At 70.2% G+C, this 16798-nt stretch carries 13 protein-coding genes and 1 tRNA gene; 7 read left to right on the top strand and 7 right to left on the bottom strand.

Translation table 11 applies throughout. The annotated features are described in order from the left end of the window. Nucleotides 1–7: 7 nt before the first annotated feature. A complete protein-coding gene (locus tag QQM67_RS23570; protein WP_314176147.1) occupies nt 8–892 on the bottom strand; it encodes a hypothetical protein in 885 nt (294 codons plus the stop codon). Between the two features lie 314 nt (nt 893–1206). Between QQM67_RS23570 and QQM67_RS23575 the strand changes: the two genes are divergently transcribed. Then, nucleotides 1207–1689, top strand: coding sequence for an ATP-binding protein (locus tag QQM67_RS23575; protein WP_314176149.1), 483 nt, complete (start codon nt 1207–1209; stop codon nt 1687–1689). A gap of 33 nt (nt 1690–1722) precedes the next feature. On the opposite strand, the gene QQM67_RS23580 is transcribed toward QQM67_RS23575, so the two are convergent. From QQM67_RS23580 to QQM67_RS23590, 3 genes are all read right to left on the bottom strand, one after another. Next, on the bottom strand, nt 1723–2724 hold the full coding sequence (locus tag QQM67_RS23580) for a PP2C family protein-serine/threonine phosphatase (RefSeq protein WP_314176219.1): 1002 nt from the start codon (nt 2722–2724) through the stop codon (nt 1723–1725). Between the two features lie 236 nt (nt 2725–2960). Beyond that, entirely contained in the window at nt 2961–4403 is a 1443-nt protein-coding gene (locus tag QQM67_RS23585) for an aminopeptidase P family protein (protein ID WP_314176150.1), read from the bottom strand. A 174-nt stretch (nt 4404–4577) separates the two neighbouring features. After that, a complete protein-coding gene (locus QQM67_RS23590; RefSeq protein ID WP_314176151.1) occupies nt 4578–6116 on the bottom strand; it encodes a PP2C family protein-serine/threonine phosphatase in 1539 nt (512 codons plus the stop codon). A 614-nt stretch (nt 6117–6730) separates the two neighbouring features. On the opposite strand from QQM67_RS23590, the gene QQM67_RS23595 reads away from it, so the two are divergent. Beyond that, the gene (locus QQM67_RS23595) at nt 6731–7531 is read left to right on the top strand and encodes a bifunctional DNA primase/polymerase (protein WP_314176153.1); all 801 of its coding nucleotides are present in this window, start codon (nt 6731–6733) and stop codon (nt 7529–7531) included. A 244-nt stretch (nt 7532–7775) separates the two neighbouring features. Further along, on the top strand, nt 7776–8348 hold the full coding sequence (locus QQM67_RS23600) for a hypothetical protein (protein WP_314176154.1): 573 nt from the start codon (nt 7776–7778) through the stop codon (nt 8346–8348). A 243-nt stretch (nt 8349–8591) separates the two neighbouring features. Here QQM67_RS23600 and QQM67_RS23605 read toward each other — a convergent pair whose 3' ends face one another. The 3 genes from QQM67_RS23605 to QQM67_RS23615 all read right to left on the bottom strand — a co-directional run bounded on the left by QQM67_RS23605 (nt 8592) and on the right by QQM67_RS23615 (nt 11429). Next, nucleotides 8592–9563 carry a DUF5926 family protein gene (locus tag QQM67_RS23605; RefSeq protein ID WP_314176221.1) on the bottom strand — a complete coding sequence of 324 codons (972 nt, stop codon included), beginning with the start codon at nt 9561–9563 and terminating at the stop codon, nt 8592–8594. A gap of 281 nt (nt 9564–9844) precedes the next feature. After that, nucleotides 9845–10381, bottom strand: coding sequence for an ATP-binding protein (locus tag QQM67_RS23610; RefSeq protein ID WP_314176156.1), 537 nt, complete (start codon nt 10379–10381; stop codon nt 9845–9847). Nucleotides 10382–10610: 229 nt separating this feature from the next. After that, a complete protein-coding gene (locus QQM67_RS23615; RefSeq protein ID WP_314176157.1) occupies nt 10611–11429 on the bottom strand; it encodes a glycerophosphodiester phosphodiesterase in 819 nt (272 codons plus the stop codon). Nucleotides 11430–11640: 211 nt separating this feature from the next. Here QQM67_RS23615 and QQM67_RS23620 point away from each other — a divergent pair, with 211 nt between their 5' ends. The 4 genes from QQM67_RS23620 to QQM67_RS23635 form a co-directional block, all read left to right on the top strand. Further along, nucleotides 11641–13203, top strand: a complete 1563-nt coding sequence (locus QQM67_RS23620; RefSeq protein WP_314176159.1) for a S1C family serine protease — start codon at nt 11641–11643, stop codon at nt 13201–13203. A gap of 54 nt (nt 13204–13257) precedes the next feature. Then, nucleotides 13258–13345: transfer RNA gene (locus tag QQM67_RS23625), tRNA-Ser, on the top strand. 365 nt (nt 13346–13710) lie between these two features. Beyond that, on the top strand, nt 13711–14046 hold the full coding sequence (locus tag QQM67_RS23630; protein WP_314176161.1) for a CU044_2847 family protein: 336 nt from the start codon (nt 13711–13713) through the stop codon (nt 14044–14046). 42 nt (nt 14047–14088) lie between these two features. Then, on the top strand, nt 14089–16798 hold a 2710-nt coding region (locus QQM67_RS23635; protein ID WP_399067454.1), incomplete at its 3' end, for an nSTAND1 domain-containing NTPase.

The following is a 16798-nucleotide window of genomic DNA, read 5'->3' on the forward strand; positions in this document are numbered from 1 at the left end:
CCGTGCGTCAGGCCGCGAGTGCGAAGCTCTTCTGCCGCGGCCCGCGCGGCGGACCGCGCCTGTTCACGGAGTGGTGCAGCAGTACGGAGCGGGCCGTCCCGTGCTCGCGTGCGTCACGGGGGCGCGTGCGCTTCGGCGGCTCGGGGACCAGACCGTGGCGCAGCGCCCGTACGCACGCCAGCGCTTCGCCGAGCGAGGCCCGCACATGACGGACGGCGGTGCGCGCCGACCGCGCCGAGAGCCGTACGAGCCGCCACAGCGCGGCCTCCCCGCGGTGCAGGAACCAGCCGAGTACGAGGGCGGCGGCGATGTGGCCCAGCAGCATCGGGCCGTCGAAGAGGCTGAGGGCGGCGTGGGCCGCGGAGCGCAGGCACTCGAGCGGGGTGTCGGCGGCGGACGCGGCGCTTCCGGCCGCCTCGTGCCCGGCGTGCCCGAGCGGACCGCCAGGCCCGGCGTGCGCCGCGTGGTCCATATGCCCGGCGTGAGCATGCCCCGCATGCCCGCCGTGCCCCCCGTGGCCGCCGAGTTCACGGGCGTCGAGCCCGGCATCGGAGACGACCTGGCGCGCCCGCGACTCGCTCATCCCGCGCGCGGCCTGCTCGTCGCACAGCAGCTCTGCCGCCAGGCTGCGCACTTCGGTGCCGTGCGCGTGGCCTCCGCCACCGCCCCCGCCGGAGACGGCGGTTCCGGCGACGACGGGCCGTCCGCATGCGAAGAGTGTGTGCAGCGCGATCTGACCGGCGGCGAGCAGCGCGGCTATCCCGGGAAGCGAACGCTCCCGTCCCGCGAGCGGCGCCGCGACCGCGAAGACGACGGCGAAGCCGACGCCGAGCGACCACAGCGGCATGTGCTGCCCGCCCGTCAGCGAGTGACCCGCAGCGGACAACGTCACGCAGACCGCGGTGAACACCGCGGCCCGCACGAGTCTGAGATCCGCCCCGGCAGTCATTGCGGCGTCATCATCTCACCGCCGCTCTATCCGCATCGGCGAGGGGTCGAAACGCCCGGAATCATGTGCACTCGTCGTCCGCGCCGTCTATGCGCCGGCGCTCGGCGGCCGCTCAGCCGGGCGGCCGTGCTTCCTCCGATTGGACGGGAAGAGCAGACACGGGTGCGTACCGCCCGCCCAACCGGCAATACGTATGCCCATGGCCGGGGTGGCCCTTCGGGGCCGACCGTCGAGCCTCGGCCTGTGGAGGGTTGAGCATGAGCATGTGGTGGTGTCTCCGACTGAGGCGCGAAGCTGCCAGCGTGCCGCTCGCCCGGCGGCTGCTTCTCGATGCCATGGACAGCGCCGGGGTGGACACCGAGATCTCCTACGAACTGTCCCTCGCGCTCTCCGAGGCGTGTGCGAACGCCGTCGAGCACGGGCGGGGCGAACACTCGGACGCCTACTGCGTGACCGCGTACCTCGACGGCGACCAGTGCCGCATCGAGGTCTCCGACTCCGGTCCCGGCTTCCGTACCGCGGCACTTCCGCGCAGCGTCTCCGTGGACGCCGAGCACGGGCGGGGCATGTTCCTGATCGAGTCGATCGCGGACCACGTGCGCGTACGGAACCGGCCGGGCCGCGGGGGAGCCGTCGTCACCTTCGACAAGACCCTCAAGTGGCAGCACGCCGACCGCGGTACGGGCGACGGCGGCCGGGCGGCGCAGGGCGGCGGCAGCCGGCTCCTCGCGGCAGGCTGACCGAGCGCGGGAACCGTGCGGACCGGGCTGCCGTCACCCCTCCCGGTAGCGCAGCAGCAGCATCGCCGCGTCGTCGTGCGGCGGAGCCCCGACGTGATCGGCGAGGTCGTGCCGCACGGCCGCCAGCGCCGAGTCCGGATCGGGGTCCTTGAGCAGGTCGCCCCGCTCGTGGAGCGGGTAGAAGCGGTTGGCGCGGTCGCGCGCCTCGCTCACGCCGTCCGTGTAGAAGAGGATCTGGTCGCCGGGGACGAACTCCACCACGTGCGGCTGGGGCGCGGGGGCGTCCTCGAAGTCGAGCCCGAGCGGCAGGGCGCGTTCGGGAGGTTCGGCGTAGTGCACCGAGCCGTCGGGGCGGATCATCAGCGGCGCCGGGTGCCCGAAGTTGAGCAGCGTGGCACCGTCCCGTTCGCGCACCTCGGCGAGGACCGCGGTCACGAACTTCTCGCCGAGCAGATGTCTGGCGAGCGCTCTCTCCAGGCGCTTTCCGACGGCCATCAGGTCGGGCTCGTCGTACGCGGCCTCCCGGAAGGCGCCCACCACGACGGCCGCGGTCTCGACGGCCTCAAGTCCCTTGCCCTGCACGTCGCCGACGATGACCCGGACCCCCGTCGGCGACGTCACCATCTCGTACAGGTCGCCGCCGATGCGGGCGTCGGCCATCGCCGAGGTGTACGAGACGGCGGCGCGCAGCTGCCCGGCGCCGCGCGGCACCGGACGCAGCAGCACCCGCTGCGCGGCCTCCGCGATCGAGCGCACGCTGGCCAGTTCGGCCTCGCGCCGCTTGCGCATCGCCGTGGCCGCGACACCGGCGACGGCGACGCCAGCGACGGAGATCAGCGTCGTGTAGCCGCGTCGGTCGTCCACCTGCGAGTTGAAGATGCTGAGCATCAGCGACAGCGCCAGCGCGAGGCATCCGATCACGACGCTGCGCCGTACGTTCCCGATGAGCCCGGCGAACGCGGGCCCCAGCGCCATCATCGGAAGGAAACCGATCGAGGGGCCCGCTACGACGTCGACGAGGACGACGATGCCCATGGCGATGAAGGGGAGCGCAGCCAGCAGGCGGGGCCGGAACTGAAGCGTGACCACCCTTGAGCTCTCTTCCTCGACCGAAGACGATGCCGGACACATGCAAGGTTAGGCATGTAAGCCCGATTCAGGACCGGGATGTGACGAAACCGGGGAGCGGAGACGGGCCGGTGCCGGCCCCGCGCGGGCCGGCACCTTCGGTCCTCGGGCGAAGAGCCCTGGTCAGCCAGGCACGGAGCCGCTCAGCTCGACAGCCGGGCCATCCACTCCTCGACGTCCGAACTGCTGCGCGGCAGCCCGGCGGAGAGGTTCCGGCGGCCGTCGTCCGTGACGAGGATGTCGTCCTCGATGCGCACGCCGATTCCGCGGTACTCCTCCGGCACCGTCAGGTCGTCGGGCTGGAAGTACAGGCCCGGCTCCACGGTCAGGCACATGCCGGGCTCCAGCGTGCCCTCGGCGTAGCTCTCGCGGCGTGCGGTGGCGCAGTCGTGCACGTCCAGGCCGAGCATGTGGCCCGTGCCGTGCAGGGTCCAGCGGCGCTGGAGCCCGAGTTCCAGCACGCGCTCGACGGGGCCGTCGAGCAGGCCCCACTCCACGAGCCTCGTGGCGAGGACGCGCTGCGCGGCGAGGTGGAAGTCGAGGTACTTGGCGCCGGGTTTGACGGCGGCGATGCCGGCCTCCTGCGCCTCGTGGACGGCGTCGTAGATCTTGCGCTGCAACGGCGTGAACGTCCCGCCGACGGGCAGGGTGCGGGTGACGTCGGCCGTGTAGAGCGTGTGCGTCTCGACGCCCGCGTCGAGCAGGAGCAGCTCGCCGGAGCGGACGTCGCCGTCGTTGCGGACCCAGTGCAGCGTCGTGGCGTGCGGCCCTGCGGCGCAGATCGAGCCGTAGCCGATGTCGTTGCCCTCGACGCGCGCGCGGAGGAAGAACGTTCCCTCGATGTAGCGCTCGGACGTGGCCTCGGCCTTGTCCAGCACCCGCACGACGTCCTCGAAACCGCGCACCGTCGACGCGCAGGCCTTCTCCATCTCACCGATCTCGAAGTCGTCCTTGACCAGGCGCATTTCGGAGAGGAAGACCTGGAACTCCGTGTCGCGCTCCGCGGTGACCTTGTCGGTCAGGGCCTGCTCGACGGACGCGTCGTAGCCGCGCACCACGCGCACCGGGCCGGTGGCCGAGCGCAGTTCGCCGGCGACGTCGCGGACGTCCGCGCACTGGATCCCGTACAGCTGCTGCGCCTCGCTGAGGCTGTGGCGCCGGCCGACCCACAGCTCGCCCTGGCTGTCGAGCCAGAACTCGCCGTTCTCCCGGTTCGAGCGCGGCAGCAGGTAGAGCGTGGACTGGTGCCCGGCGCCCGCCGGGTCGGGCTCCATGACGAGCACGCCGTCCTGCGTCTGGTCACCGGTGAGGTACGCGTACTCGACGGACGCGCGGAAGGGGTATTCGGTGTCGTTGGAGCGGGTCTTGAGGTTGCCGGCCGGGACGACCAGCCGCTCACCGGGGAAGCGCGCGGAGAGGCGGGCACGCCGCTCGGCCGTGTGCCCGGCCTGCGGGAGGGGCTGGAGTCCGCGCAGCTCCGTGTCGGCCCAGCCGGTCTTCATGTTCTCGGCGAGCTCGTCGGAGACGGCCCGGTAAAGGCCGTTCTTCCGCTGCTTGATCGACTGCTCGTCAGCGGATTCCGCCACGTCTGCCTCCCTGTTCCGGTGTTCGACCGGCTTCCATCGTATGGGGGCCCACAGGACCGCGGAAGCTCGTCGGCGACCGTCGGACAGGGGTCCGCGACGGTGCGTGAAGGGGGATCGGGGTCTGCGCGGAGGCGTCTTCGGAGCCGCGGAACGGGCTCAGAACGCGGAACAGGCTCAGAAGCGGGCGGCGAGCAGGACGACGTCCTCGGCGGCGCTGGCCGGCTGCCCCGGTTGTCCGCTCGTGCCGAAGGCCGGTGCCGAGCCCGGCAGGGGGTGGGGTCCGCCCGCGCCGTCGCCGTCGGCGCCTGCGGGCAGCGTCGTGCGCAGCACGTGGTCGATGAGCGCCTCCGGGTCCGCCCGTACGGCGGCCGGGGCGCACGCGGCGCCCGAGTGCAGGCGTGCGAAGGCCCGGTCCATCTCCTCGCCGGTGCGGTGCAGCAGCCCGTCGCTGTAGAGCAGCAGCGTCTCGCCCTCGTACAGCGACAGCTCGACGCTCGGCGCCTCCCAGCACGCCAGCATGCCCAGCGGCGCGGAGAGCGTCGTCTCCACGTACTCGGTGCGGTGCTCCCCGACGATCAGCGGCGGGCAGTGGCCGGCGCCGGCGAGCAGGATCCGGCGCACGGACGGCTCCGCGTACGCGAAGAGCGCCGTCGCGGAACGCGCGGGTTCGGTCAGCCGCAGCAGCAGTTCGAGGTCGGAGAGGACGGCGACCGGGTCCTCGCCCTCCATCACCGCATACGCGCGTAGCGAAGCGCGCAGCCGCCCCATCGCCGCGACCGTTCCGGGGCCGCTGCCGGTGACGCCGCCGACGGAGAGCCCGAGCGCGCCTTCGGGCAGCGGCAGCGCGTCGTACCAGTCGCCCCCGCCGCCCGGGCCGGTCAGGTGCCGGACGGCCATGGCGACGCCGGGCACGCGCGGGAGCCTGCTCGGCAGGAGTCCCTCGCGCAGGGCGCTCAGATCCGCGCGCGTGCGGGCGAGTTCGAGGTGGCGGGCGATCTGCTCGCTGGCGCAGCGGAGGTAGAGGCCGAGCAGATGGCGCTGGCGGGCGGTGGGCTCGGCGGGCTCGTCGTACAGCCAGACGGCGGCGCCGACGCGGGGGGCGTCGGAGGTGGCGATGCGGGTCGCGTAGCTGGCGGCATAGCCGAGGCGGGCGGCGACTTCGCGGTGGCGGGGGTCGAGGGTGTCGTCGGTGGCGATGTCGGGGTGGGTGATCTCGGGATAGCCCCGGTCCTCGCCCCTGCCGGGGGCGAGGTCGACGTCCTCGTCGGGGGCGGTGCCCGCGTCGCGTGCGCGCGTGCCGTCGGCCGGCTCGGGGACGGACGACGGCAGGCCGTCGAGGATCCGTGCGTACGACGAGGAACTGCGCGGCACGGTCTCCAGTTCGCCGATGTCGGCCCGGCCGAGCCCGAGGCCGATGGTCCGCTCCGGGCTTTCGCTGTCGACGGGTTCGAGTGCGACGAGGCCGCGCTGGGCCCCTACGAGGGTGGCGCCCGCGCGCAGCGTCTCGCGGAGCGCGTCGTCGAGGGTCCTGGTGCCGGCCAGCCGTTCGGCGAGCTCCTGAAGAGTCGTCAAGTCCGTGACCCAGCTGGCCAGCCGGTCGTGGACGGCTGCGAGCTGCTCGGCGGACGCGTCGGAAGCGGGGGGCGCAGTCTGCTGTGGCGGGGAGATCACGGGTTTGAATCCGGCCACTTTCGACCGCTGCGGGGCGCTCATGAGAACGTTCTCCCGCCCTGGTCCCTCTCTCTGCTTTGCATCGCAAACCCCCATGTCACGCTGCTCCGCTGGCAATGCACAAGATGTACACGTAGCGGTAACGGGATGTCCAGCATCGTCCTTGCACTACGAATGGTGTCCGTGTGCAGTTGTTGACTACAGGGGGGCGGGCCGAGGTTGTACGAGGTTGGCGTAAAATCGCCTGCGAGAGACGGCATTTGCTGTCGACTGGAGCAGCCCCGCACATCTGCTCGCTTCCACGATGTCGAGGAAGCGCAGGCCGGAGCATCGGCACGACTGTCGCGGGTACGGAACCCGGTAAGGGAGCAACGCGTCATATGAGGCAGTGGCCTCCCCCCTTTCCGGTTCGGCGGACACGCACAGCCAGCACGGCCAGCACAGGCGCAATACCAAGCGTTATCGAGGGCACCAGCACAGGTGGCGTACGGCACGCGAGCGTGAGGCGTGCTTCGGTCACAGCCGTGTTCCATGCTCGGCTTACGGAATGACCGCGGTTTTCTGACGCGCAGTGAGTAGTGAGTGACGTGTTGTGATGGGCTGAACGATCTCTGTCGGGACGATCTGTTGGCGTTCACGGAAAGGAACGAGCGCACATGCGCGAGATCCTCGGAAGGCGACGCATGAACCGGTCATCGCTGCGTAACGCGGCGCTGCACTGTGCCACCCAGTGGGAGTGGCCCGTACTCCCCGGAGCGACCCTGACCCCTCCCTCGTCCGCCTCGAATCCCTCGTCCCTCTGGTCCGGCGGCTCGCACCACTCCAAGCAGCCGCTCTCCGCGGTCTGCTCCTGCCCCGACCCCGAGTGCGCCGTCCCCGGCGCGCACCCGTTCGACCCGGTGCTGCTGGCCGCCACGACGGATCCCCGCATGATCCGCTGGTGGTGGACGAACAGGCCCGCCGCACCGCTGATTCTCGCCACCGGCGGCCGTGCACCCTCCGCCCTCAGCCTGCCCGCGATCGCGGGTGCCCGCGCGCTCGCCGAGTTCGACCGGCGCGGCCAGCGGCTCGGGCCCGTCGTCGCGACGCCCACGCGCTTCACGCTGCTCGTCGCCCCGTACGGCCTGGAGGAACTGGGCGAGCGGCTCTACGCCCATGACTGGGTGCCGAGTTCGCTGCGCTTCCACGGCGAGGGCGGCTATGTGACGCTGCCGCCGTCGCACACCGGCGCGGGCCGGGTGCGCTGGGAGCGGGAGCCCTCGGCGGCGGACGGGCACGCGCACGGCGACGCCGATCCCAAGCCCCGGCGCGGACCGTTGCGCGGCGGCTCGCGCGGCGCGCGCCGCGGCGGGCTCACGACCGCCGTCCCGTTCCTGCCGCGTATGGAGAGCGTGCTCGACGTGCTCGTCGAGGCGAGCGCCACGGCGCCCGACTCCGGGACGAGCCTTACGTATTGAGGCCGCACGGGCGGCACGCGCCGCTCCGGCCGGCAAGCAACCCGCGGCGGCGCTCTGCACGCGTCACTCGTACGGGTAGGAACTGGCAGGCGCTGTACGGGAAATGGGCGGTCGGGCGGGAGAACGGGTCCCTTCCGCCCGATATGTTCGCCTCACCGTCTCTCCGGTGCCCTTCGGGTCCCCCGGTCCGCCCTCTCCCGCCAGTGAGCCCTCCGCCATGCCTCAGCAGCATCCGCGGTGCCGTATGCCGGCGCCGCACTTCTCCCTGATCGCGCTCGCCTGCACGGTGGTGCTCGCCGTCGCGCTGCCCCTCACGGCCGCCACCGCCGGGCCGGCTCCCGCGCGGGGCGAGGGCGAGGGCCGCGTGGGGGCGCCGGTGCTCGCCGCTCCCTCGCCGTCAGGGAGGCCGGCGCGGCCCGGGGCCGGTGAGGGCCATGCCGGCCGCCCGGGAGAGCCCACGGCGGACCAAGGGGCGAGCGGCGGCCCGTCCGCGTCGTGCGGGCCCGAACTCACCGCTGCGGAAGGGCTGTCGGCGCAGACGTGCGTGGTCTCCGAGGGCGGCCGCACATGGGCGCGTACGCACTACCGCAACGCCACGGGGTCGCCGCTGAGCGCCGCCCTCACGCTCGTACGGCCGGACGGGAGCTCTCTGCGCGCCGAGTGCGCCATGCCGGCGTCGGGCGGTCCGGGTGTGTGCGAGACGCCTCAGGAGAAGAGCCGCGCGGGAGGCCGTCCGTATGCGGCGACGGCCGAGGCCGGATCCTCCGACGGGGAGCGGCTGTTGCTGCGCTCCTTCAGCAACTCCCTTGCGCGCTGAGCGACTTGGAGAGGAACGGCGGCCGTGAAAGGCCCCGTGCATGGAAGAACCCGGTCGCTGGCGACGGGGGATGCACCAGCGACCGGGCTCCTAGAAAGGTAACAAGAGATCTGCCGTTAGCAAATTCGATCGCGCAGATCCGGACGTTGATTTACCTGCCGGTATGCGCATTCAACGGCGTCGTGTGACGCGAGTCACGGTCACACTTTCTCCGTGTACCCCTCGCGGAATGTGCAATTCCGGTCAACTCAGGGTGATCTGGCGGTTCATGAGCCCGCTGCGTGCGCGCCGCTCGTCCGCCGTCAGCGCCGAACCGGCGGAGAGCGCCTTACTCAGCCGCTCCTGGAACTCGGCCGCCGGCTTCTCGCAGTCCTCCGAGGTCATGCTGCTCGGCAGGTCCCACACGGGCACCACCAGGCCGTGCGCGCGGAAGGAGCCGACGAGCCGGGTGTCGTCACCGAGCGAGGAGCCGCCCGCGGCGTGGAGCCGCGCGAGCGCGTCGAGCAGCTTCTCCTCGGGGTGCGTCATGACCCACCGCAGGTGGTTCTTGTCGGGCGTCTCACACCAGTACGCGCCCTCCGCCGCGGAGAGGCGGGCCGTGGGAATCGCGGCCGAATTGGCTCGCTCCAGGGACGCGGCGACCTCACCCGTCGCACTGTCGCTGCCGTCCCCCAGCCAGAACTCGAACCCGCTGTGCACCTCGGGCGTGAACTCCGCCTGCGGATCGAGCAGATCCTGAAGGCGCGGGCCGTCCGGCACGGCCCGTCCCGCGTCCACGGGCGAGCCGGGGTCGGTCTGGAGCGCGCGTTGCAGCGTGTCCGCGAGGTCGCGGCTGATGTCGCCCGAAGCGGTGTCGTTCTGAAGTCCGAGCAGCACCTCGCCGTTGTCGCGCCGCAGGGCGGGCCACGCCATCGGCAGTACGGTCGCGAGCGTCACCGAGGGGACGCCCTCGGGCAGACCGTCCTTGAGTGTCAACTGCGCGGTGGCGGCGGGCACGAGCTCACGCATCGCGACCCAGTCGGGCTCCCCGGGCAGCCCTTCGAAGGGCCGCTGCACCAGTTCTGTCACGGCGTGCGACGCGGCACGCCCGTGGCACGCCTTGTAGCGGCGCCCCGAACCGCAGGGGCAGGGCTCGCGCGCGCCGACGACGGGCACTTCCCCCTCCACGTGTCGCGGTGCGGACGCCTTGGTCTGGGGGCGGCGCTTCTTGGCCATGGGGTGCGGTTCTCCAGGTCTGCGGTCGGTGAAGTCCGCCGGTTCTTGCGGGACTTCGGGGCTGTCGAGGTCTGCGGTCGTCAAGCTCTTGGAGTCTTCGAGGCGCTCCGGGCACGGGCCCGGGCGGCGATGCGGACGCGCGCCCATAAGGGGCGCGCGTGCGCCAACTGACGCCGCGAGCCTAGCCGGTGAGTTCCGGCGCGTACGGCGTTCCGCGTGTCGCTGCCGCGGCGGCGGTCCCGACCGTGCGGGCCGCTGCCGCGCTGGGAGGCGGCCTCCGGTCAGCCGGCCTCGTCGACCGCCGCGAGGTCGAACGCCAGGTCGTCCGCGAGGCCTTCGCCGACGCCTCCGGGAACGACGGGCAGCACGACCCAGACGGTCACGCCCCTGCCCGGTTCATTCTCCGACTGCCGTATTCCGCCCGTGAATTCCTGCGGTTCCTCCCGTACTCCCCAATCTCGTGCGAGAGCACCGATGATGGCCAGGCCGCGGCCGCCGCGGGCACTGATCGAAGGAGTCGCCGGAAGGGGCCGGGTGGGGCCGCCGCCGTCGGTCACGGAAATGGTCAACTCGCCGTCGCCGTCGTGGTTCCAGCTCGCGCGGACGGATTCGCCGCGGCCGAGCGGCCTCGCATGCCGGCACGCGTTGCTGAGCAGTTCGGAGAGGATCAGAACGGCGTCGTCGACGACCGATTCCGAAGCCCCGCCCGCCAGCAGGTCGGCGCGCATCCGGCGCCGTGCTGCCCCTACTCCGGCGGGGCCGTGAGGCACGACCATCGTCGACGAAGCAGGCACGTCCTGTGCCATAACCAACGCCACCCCCGAGACCTCCTTTGCCCCACGCCAATTCGATGGATGCCCCGCGAACGTCTGGCGGAAACCGGCCACGCATGGCTGCTTGACGCATTTCGCGGGATCGAATACAGAGCGAATGCGCCGATGCACCCCAGGTAAGAGCCGTGGAAAGCAGCCGAATTGGGTCGTGACGGACGCCGGCGGGAGGGTGCGCCATGTGTCGCACGTAACACGAAGACGACAATTCGGCGCCTCAGCCGAGTTGTGTCAGCACTTCCTGTGGCCGGTTTGTGATCACCGCGTCCACGCCGAGCCGGACGCACAGCTCGACGTCCTCCGGATCGTTCACGGTCCACACGTGCACCTCGTTGCCGAGCCGGTGGGCGCGCTGCACGTACTCGGGGTGCGCGCGCAGGATGCGCAGGCTCGGGCCGGCGATGGCGACGCCCGGCGGCAGACGTCCGTCGCGGTGCCGCGGCAGCAGCAGCTGCATGAGATAGACGGTCGGGATGTACGGCGCGGCCGCCCGTATGCGGTGCAGGGAGCGCGCGGAGAAGCTCATGACCCGTACGGAGGGCACCACGGACCGGTACCTCTCCAGCAGCTCCAGCAGCCGCGTCTCGACCTGGCCGGCCCAGCGCGAGGGGTGCTTGGTCTCGATGGCGAGCCCGACGGGACGGGGCGCGTCGGCCACCAGTTGCAGCAGCCGCTCCAGCGTGAGCACGGACGTACGGTCGCTCGCCTCCTGGTCCGGCGACTCGTACGGGTCCTCGTCGGGGCCCTCCTTCTTCCACGAGCCGAAGTCGAGCGCGGCCAGATCAGCCAGCTCCAGGGCGGAGACCGCTCCGCGGCCGTTGGAGGTGCGGTTGACCCTGCGGTCGTGGACGCACACGAGGTGGCCGTCCGCCGTGAGCCGTACATCGCACTCCAGGGCGTCGGCCCCCGCCTCGATCGCCTTGCGGTAGGCGGCCAGGGTGTGCTCGGGAGCCGCCTCGGACGCGCCGCGGTGCGCGATGACGGAGACCGGGCGGGAGGCCGGAAGGTCCGGCCCGGGGCGGCTGTCATTGCTCACCGGGTTATCGTGCCACCGGGGCGGGAGCGACCAGTGGGGGGCCTGCTGCGTAGTGCCCGTGTTGTCCGTTGTAAAGGACTGCGTTCCGGGTTCGGGCGGCGCCTTACGCCCGTCTGACGCACCATGGGAAAGGCTGTGCACGGATGCAACGGATGCCGGAATGCGTGAACGTCCCGGCTTGCGACGGCGTGTAGCTGATGAGGAGATACCTGTGAGCACCGAGAACGAGGGCGCTGCCGCCACTCCGGGGGCAGGGCCTGATCCCACGCCCCCCGCGGTGCGGGACAGGGAGGCGCACGAAGCTGCTGCCGGCGCCCCCGTACCCGAAGCCGCCGACCGTCAGGGGCAGAGCATGAGCAAGTCCGAATCCACTCCGCCTGCACCGTCCGCACCGCCCGCCTCTCCGGGCCAGCCGCACGAGACGGCTCAGCTGCCGGTCTCGGGGTACGGCGATCCGGGGCGCCCGGGCGGCGGGCACGGCTCCGGCGGCCAGCCTCCGCAGGGCACGCCGTGGGGCGGCGCTCCGGGCGGCCACTCCCCGTACGGCGGTACGGGCGCGGGCGACTCGGGGCCGGGGGGTCCAGGCTCGGGCGGCCCGGGCGGCCCGCAGTATCCGTGGGGTGCGCCGCCCGCGCCGCCCGGTCCGCCGCCGGGAGGCAAGCGCCTCCCGGGAGGCGTGCTGGCCGCGGTCCTCGTCGGTGCGCTGGTCGCCGGCGGCATCGGCGGGGGCATCGGATTCCAGCTGGCCGACCAGGACGAGGGGTCCTCCACCACCATCAACTCGGGCTCGGACTCGGGGGCGCTCAACCGCTCGCCGAAGTCCGTCGCGGGGATAGCCGGGAAGACGCTGCCGAGCGTCGTCACGATCGAGACCAAGGGCGGCGGCGAGGAGGGCACGGGGACGGGCTTCGTCTTCGACAAGCAGGGCCACATCCTCACCAACAACCACGTCGTGGCCTCCGCGGCCGACGGGGGCGGTCTCTCCGCGACGTTCTCCGACGGCAAGAAGTACGAGGCCGAGGTCCTCGGCAAGGCACAGGGCTACGACGTCGCGGTCATCAAGCTCAAGAACGCCGACGACCGCAAGCTCTCCCCGCTTCCCCTCGGCCAGTCCAACGACGTCAGGGTCGGCGACGCGACCATCGCGATCGGCGCCCCCTTCGGCCTCTCGGGCACCGTCACCACGGGCATCGTCAGCGCCAAGAACCGCCCGGTCGCCTCCAGCGACGGCCAGGGCAGCAACGCCTCATACATGAACGCGCTCCAGACCGACGCCTCCATCAACCCCGGCAACTCGGGCGGCCCCCTGCTCAACGCCCAGGGCGCGGTCATCGGCGTCAACTCGGCGATCCAGTCGGCCGGTGGCGGCAGCGGCCTGGAGCAGGGCCAGTCCGGCAGCATCGGCCTCGGCTTCGCGATCCCGGTCAACCAGGCCAAGCGGGTCGCCGTTCAGCTCATCAAGACGGGCACGCCCGTCTACCCGGTGATCGGCGCCACGGTCACCATGGACCAGAAGGGCGGCGGCGCGGTCATCGCGAACAAGGGCCAGAACGGCCAGGCTCCCGTCACCAAGGACGGCCCCGCCGACAAGGCCGGCCTGAAGCCGGGCGACGTCATCACGAAGCTCGACGACACGACCATCGACAGCGGCCCCACCCTGATCGGCACGATCTGGACCCACAAGCCGGGCGAGAAGGTCAAGATCACCTACAAGCGGGACGGCAAGGAGTCGACGACGGACGTAACCCTCGGCTCCCGCAAGGGCGATCAGTGACGCCGACGGCCATTCGCTAGGCTGACCCCGCGTCGCCCGGGCAGGGCGGCGCGGGGAGGTGTGCCCGAGCGGCCGAAGGGAACGGTCTTGAAAACCGTCGTGAGGTGATCCCTCACCGTGGGTTCGAATCCCACCGCCTCCGCCGAGGTGAGAGAAGTGGCAGGTCAGAGGGTGCGTCTCCGGTTTGGAGACGCACCCTCTATGTGCACTCTGTCTCACCCAGTCCCGCGTGTTTCTCGGCGTTGACCAGCTTGTGTGGGCCATCTGTGGGCCAGGATCAGCGCATCTGGCTCCTTCGCTGAGGCGCTCCCTGCAGCGGTGATGACCGCGCGACTGGTCCCCGCTAGGCACCATCGAGGTAAACGGACTTGTCCGGTCCGCACGTAGTACTCATGCACGGGGACTGTGCCGCGGTAGTTGGTGAGTGGGTGCTCGCGTTGTCCTGTTGGTTGGCTGCGATACAGACTGGGCTGTTTGGAGGGGGAGTTGATGTCTAGGTATGCGCGCATGCCGCTTGAGGGCGGCGGGGCAATCCTGTTCGAGGACGTGGAAGGCGCGTCGGATCCCGGGGGGCCTGTGAAAGCGGGTCGTGTTGGTGATGCGATCCGCGAGTTGCCTCGCACAGTTCAGGAGTCATTGGTCCCAGTGCGGGAGGCAGCACGGGCGTTGATGGATCAGCTGAAGGAAGCGGGACCGCAGGAGGTCGAGGCGGAGTTCGGACTGAACCTGTCGGCCAGGGCCGGGGCCGTCATCACCGGTGCTGAGACCACCGCCCACGTTCGTGTCCGCCTGGTCTGGAAGCACGGGGGCTCCGATCAGGACGATGTCAGGGAAAGCAGGTGACCTATGACGGATGAGCTCCCATTAGCTTCCAGCCGTGGGCCGATGGGTCCTGAGCGCCTAGACACAGGAAGCGTCACCGCGGATCGTCGTCCGTCGCTGGCCGCTTCGGTGTTCCAAGTACTTTCGGAGGATGGGGATGTTGCGGGCGCTGGGTTCCTCGCCAGGGACTGCATTGCCTTCTCCTGTGCACATGTCGTGCGTGCCGCTGGGCAGGCCCCCGGCGGCCGGATTGAGGTGATCTTCCCCAACCTCCCCGATGAACCGCGAACCTGGGGTCGGGTGTCGACTGGGGAGTGGCGGGATCCAGAGTCCGAGGACGTCGCCATCCTGGACCTCGAGAGTGTTCCGGCGGGTGCGCGCAGCATGGCCCTGGGGGTGTGCGCAGGCAGCCGCGGACACGCGGTGGCATCGTTCGGTTTCCCCACCCAGGCGCCGCCTGGCGGTCATTTCGGCTATGGCAAGGCCGGCGACCTGATTCCCAAGGGCAACGGAAACAGCAGGCTGCTTCAGTTGTCGCAGGCTAACGACCTGACGACTGGCTTCAGCGGCGCGCCAGTGCTGGATGAAGTCACGGGCCTAGTGATCGGCATGGTCACTTCCATCACGTCCCCAGACACCCACCTAAAGGGCTTGGGCATCGCCTACGCCACACCCTCCGAGGAACTACGCAACGTCCAACCGGGGCTGGCTGTCAGCCACGTGTGCCCCTATCTTGGGCTGGAACCCTTCACAGCAGAGCAAGCCACCTGGTTCCACGGCCGGGAGACGGTCGTTGAGAGTGTGCTTGCGGCTTTGGAACGGCACGGGCAAATGGCGATGCTGCTAGGGCCGTCGGGGGCAGGAAAGTCATCTGTGGTGAAAGCCGGTGTCCTACCCGCTCTGGCTGAGGGAGCCGTTCCTGGCAGCGACCGTTGGCTCCCCGTGGTCACCCGGCCGGGACAGGACCTCCTGGCGGAACTAGAGGAGGCTGGCCTACCTGGAGCAGCCAGCGACGGCCTCACTGCGGCGGTCGAAGCGCGCATGGATGCCGAACCCGAGCACGACCGTCTTCTCTTGGTAATCGACCAGTTCGAAGAACTCCTCACCCAACCTGCCCCAAGCGGTAGTGGCGAGCCAACCCACGAAGGCTTGACTCCTGCTGGGCAACTGGTCGAGCTGATGAACTCCAACGTCGCGGTCACCGTAATCCTGATCATGCGCAACGATTTTTACGCCGCCCTCGGTGCCCAGGCCTCTGATCTCATGGACACCGCTCTGCCAGGCCTGGTTAACGTTCCCGCGACTTTGAGCGTCGAAGAGCTGAGCGCGATCATCAGTCGGCCCGCCGATATGGTCGGGCTGACATTGGAGGCTGGCCTGCCGGAAAGGATCATCAACGACCTCCAGAACGCAGAACCGGCAGCGAGGAAGGTCCCGGTAACTCAGCTCCCACTCCTTGAACTGGCCTTGCGCCAACTATGGAGTCGGCGTCGCGAAGATGGGTGCCTCACCCATTCCGCCTATGACAAGATCGGCACTATCACTGGCAGCCTCACGGCCTGGTGTAACACCGTTCTCAGGCAACTCTCCCCCCGTCAACGACCGACCGCACGGCTCATTCTGACAGCTCTTGTGCGGCCCGCTGATGAAGCCAACGGCCTTCCTGCCACGCGAAGGCCTCTCCCTGTCACTCGACTCCGCACCTTGGCCACCGACCCTGAGCTTGCGAGCTCTGCCGCCGAGACCACCTTCAACGCCGTGCTGGCGGACCTGACCCGTTACCGCATCATCACCACCGGTACGACGACACAGCCAGGTACTGCCCCTGACGAGTCCACGGCGGAACTCATCCACGATGCTCTCATCCGCAACTGGAGCGACCTCCGCGACTGGGTCGCCCGGGACCAGCAGTACCAAAGCTGGCTGAACCGCGCTGCTGGACTGCAGCCCCGACGACACACAAGTGGGCGCCTACCAGAGAACGAACTGCTCGGTGGAACCCTACTCGCAGAAGGCAGGAAATGGGCCGAAGAACGCCCAGTCGCAGCAGAAGTTACGGCGCTATTGTCTGCGAACTGGCAGCGCCGCCTGACATCGGTTCGGCGGGGCCGGCTTCTGAATGGTCTGCTCGCAACGGTGCTGGCTCTCGCGCTCGTCTCACAATGTGATGCCTTCTACGAGAAACGAGTCGTCGACGTGAAGGTTGAGCGGGCGCGACATCTCCTCGATCAGTCTCGCAGTATCTCAGACAGTGATCCTGACTTCGCGTCTCTCATTGCTGTCAAGGCATGGAAGGCCATCGAGGATGATGAAACCAGAGCTGCCCTTTACGCAGCTCCTGCCTTCCCACTCCGTAGCCGCCTTGCTGGCCACAGATGGCCCGTTGGCTCGGTGGCTTTCAGTCCTGATGGCGACTCGTTGGCGACGGGCAGTGACGATGGTACGGCGAGGTTGTGGGGTGTGGAGAGCGGCAAGGTTCGCGCCACGTTCAAGAGTCACGACGAGAGCGCAAACGTGAGTTCGGTGGCTTTCAGTCCTGATGGCGACTCGTTGGCGACGGGCAGTGACGATGGTACGGCGAGGTTGTGGGGTGTGGAGAGCGGCAAGGTTCGCGCCACGTTCAAGAGTCACGACGAGAGCGCAAACGTGAGTTCGGTGGCTTTCAGTCCTGATGGCGACTCGTTGGCGACGGGCAGTGACGATGGTACGGCGAGGTTGTGGGGTGTGGAGAGCGGCAAGGTACGCGCCACGTTCAAGGGGCATAAGGACGGGG

Origin of the sequence: Streptomyces winkii (assembly GCF_032248595.1) — a bacterium.
GTDB lineage: Bacteria > Actinomycetota > Actinomycetes > Streptomycetales > Streptomycetaceae > Streptomyces > Streptomyces winkii.

Excerpts from the sequence above, each read along its gene's own strand:
- QQM67_RS23595 (WP_314176153.1), top strand. The coding sequence starts at position 6,731 with ATGCGCGAGATCCTCGGAAGGCGACGCATGAACCGGTCATCGCTGCGT.
- QQM67_RS23590 (WP_314176151.1), bottom strand. The coding sequence starts at position 6,116 with ATGAGCGCCCCGCAGCGGTCGAAAGTGGCCGGATTCAAACCCGTGATC.
- QQM67_RS23605 (WP_314176221.1), bottom strand. The coding sequence starts at position 9,563 with ATGGCCAAGAAGCGCCGCCCCCAGACCAAGGCGTCCGCACCGCGACAC.
- QQM67_RS23580 (WP_314176219.1), bottom strand. The coding sequence starts at position 2,724 with ATGGGCATCGTCGTCCTCGTCGACGTCGTAGCGGGCCCCTCGATCGGT.
- QQM67_RS23575 (WP_314176149.1), top strand. The coding sequence starts at position 1,207 with ATGAGCATGTGGTGGTGTCTCCGACTGAGGCGCGAAGCTGCCAGCGTG.
- QQM67_RS23600 (WP_314176154.1), top strand. The coding sequence starts at position 7,776 with ATGCCGGCGCCGCACTTCTCCCTGATCGCGCTCGCCTGCACGGTGGTG.
- QQM67_RS23630 (WP_314176161.1), top strand. The coding sequence starts at position 13,711 with ATGCCGCTTGAGGGCGGCGGGGCAATCCTGTTCGAGGACGTGGAAGGC.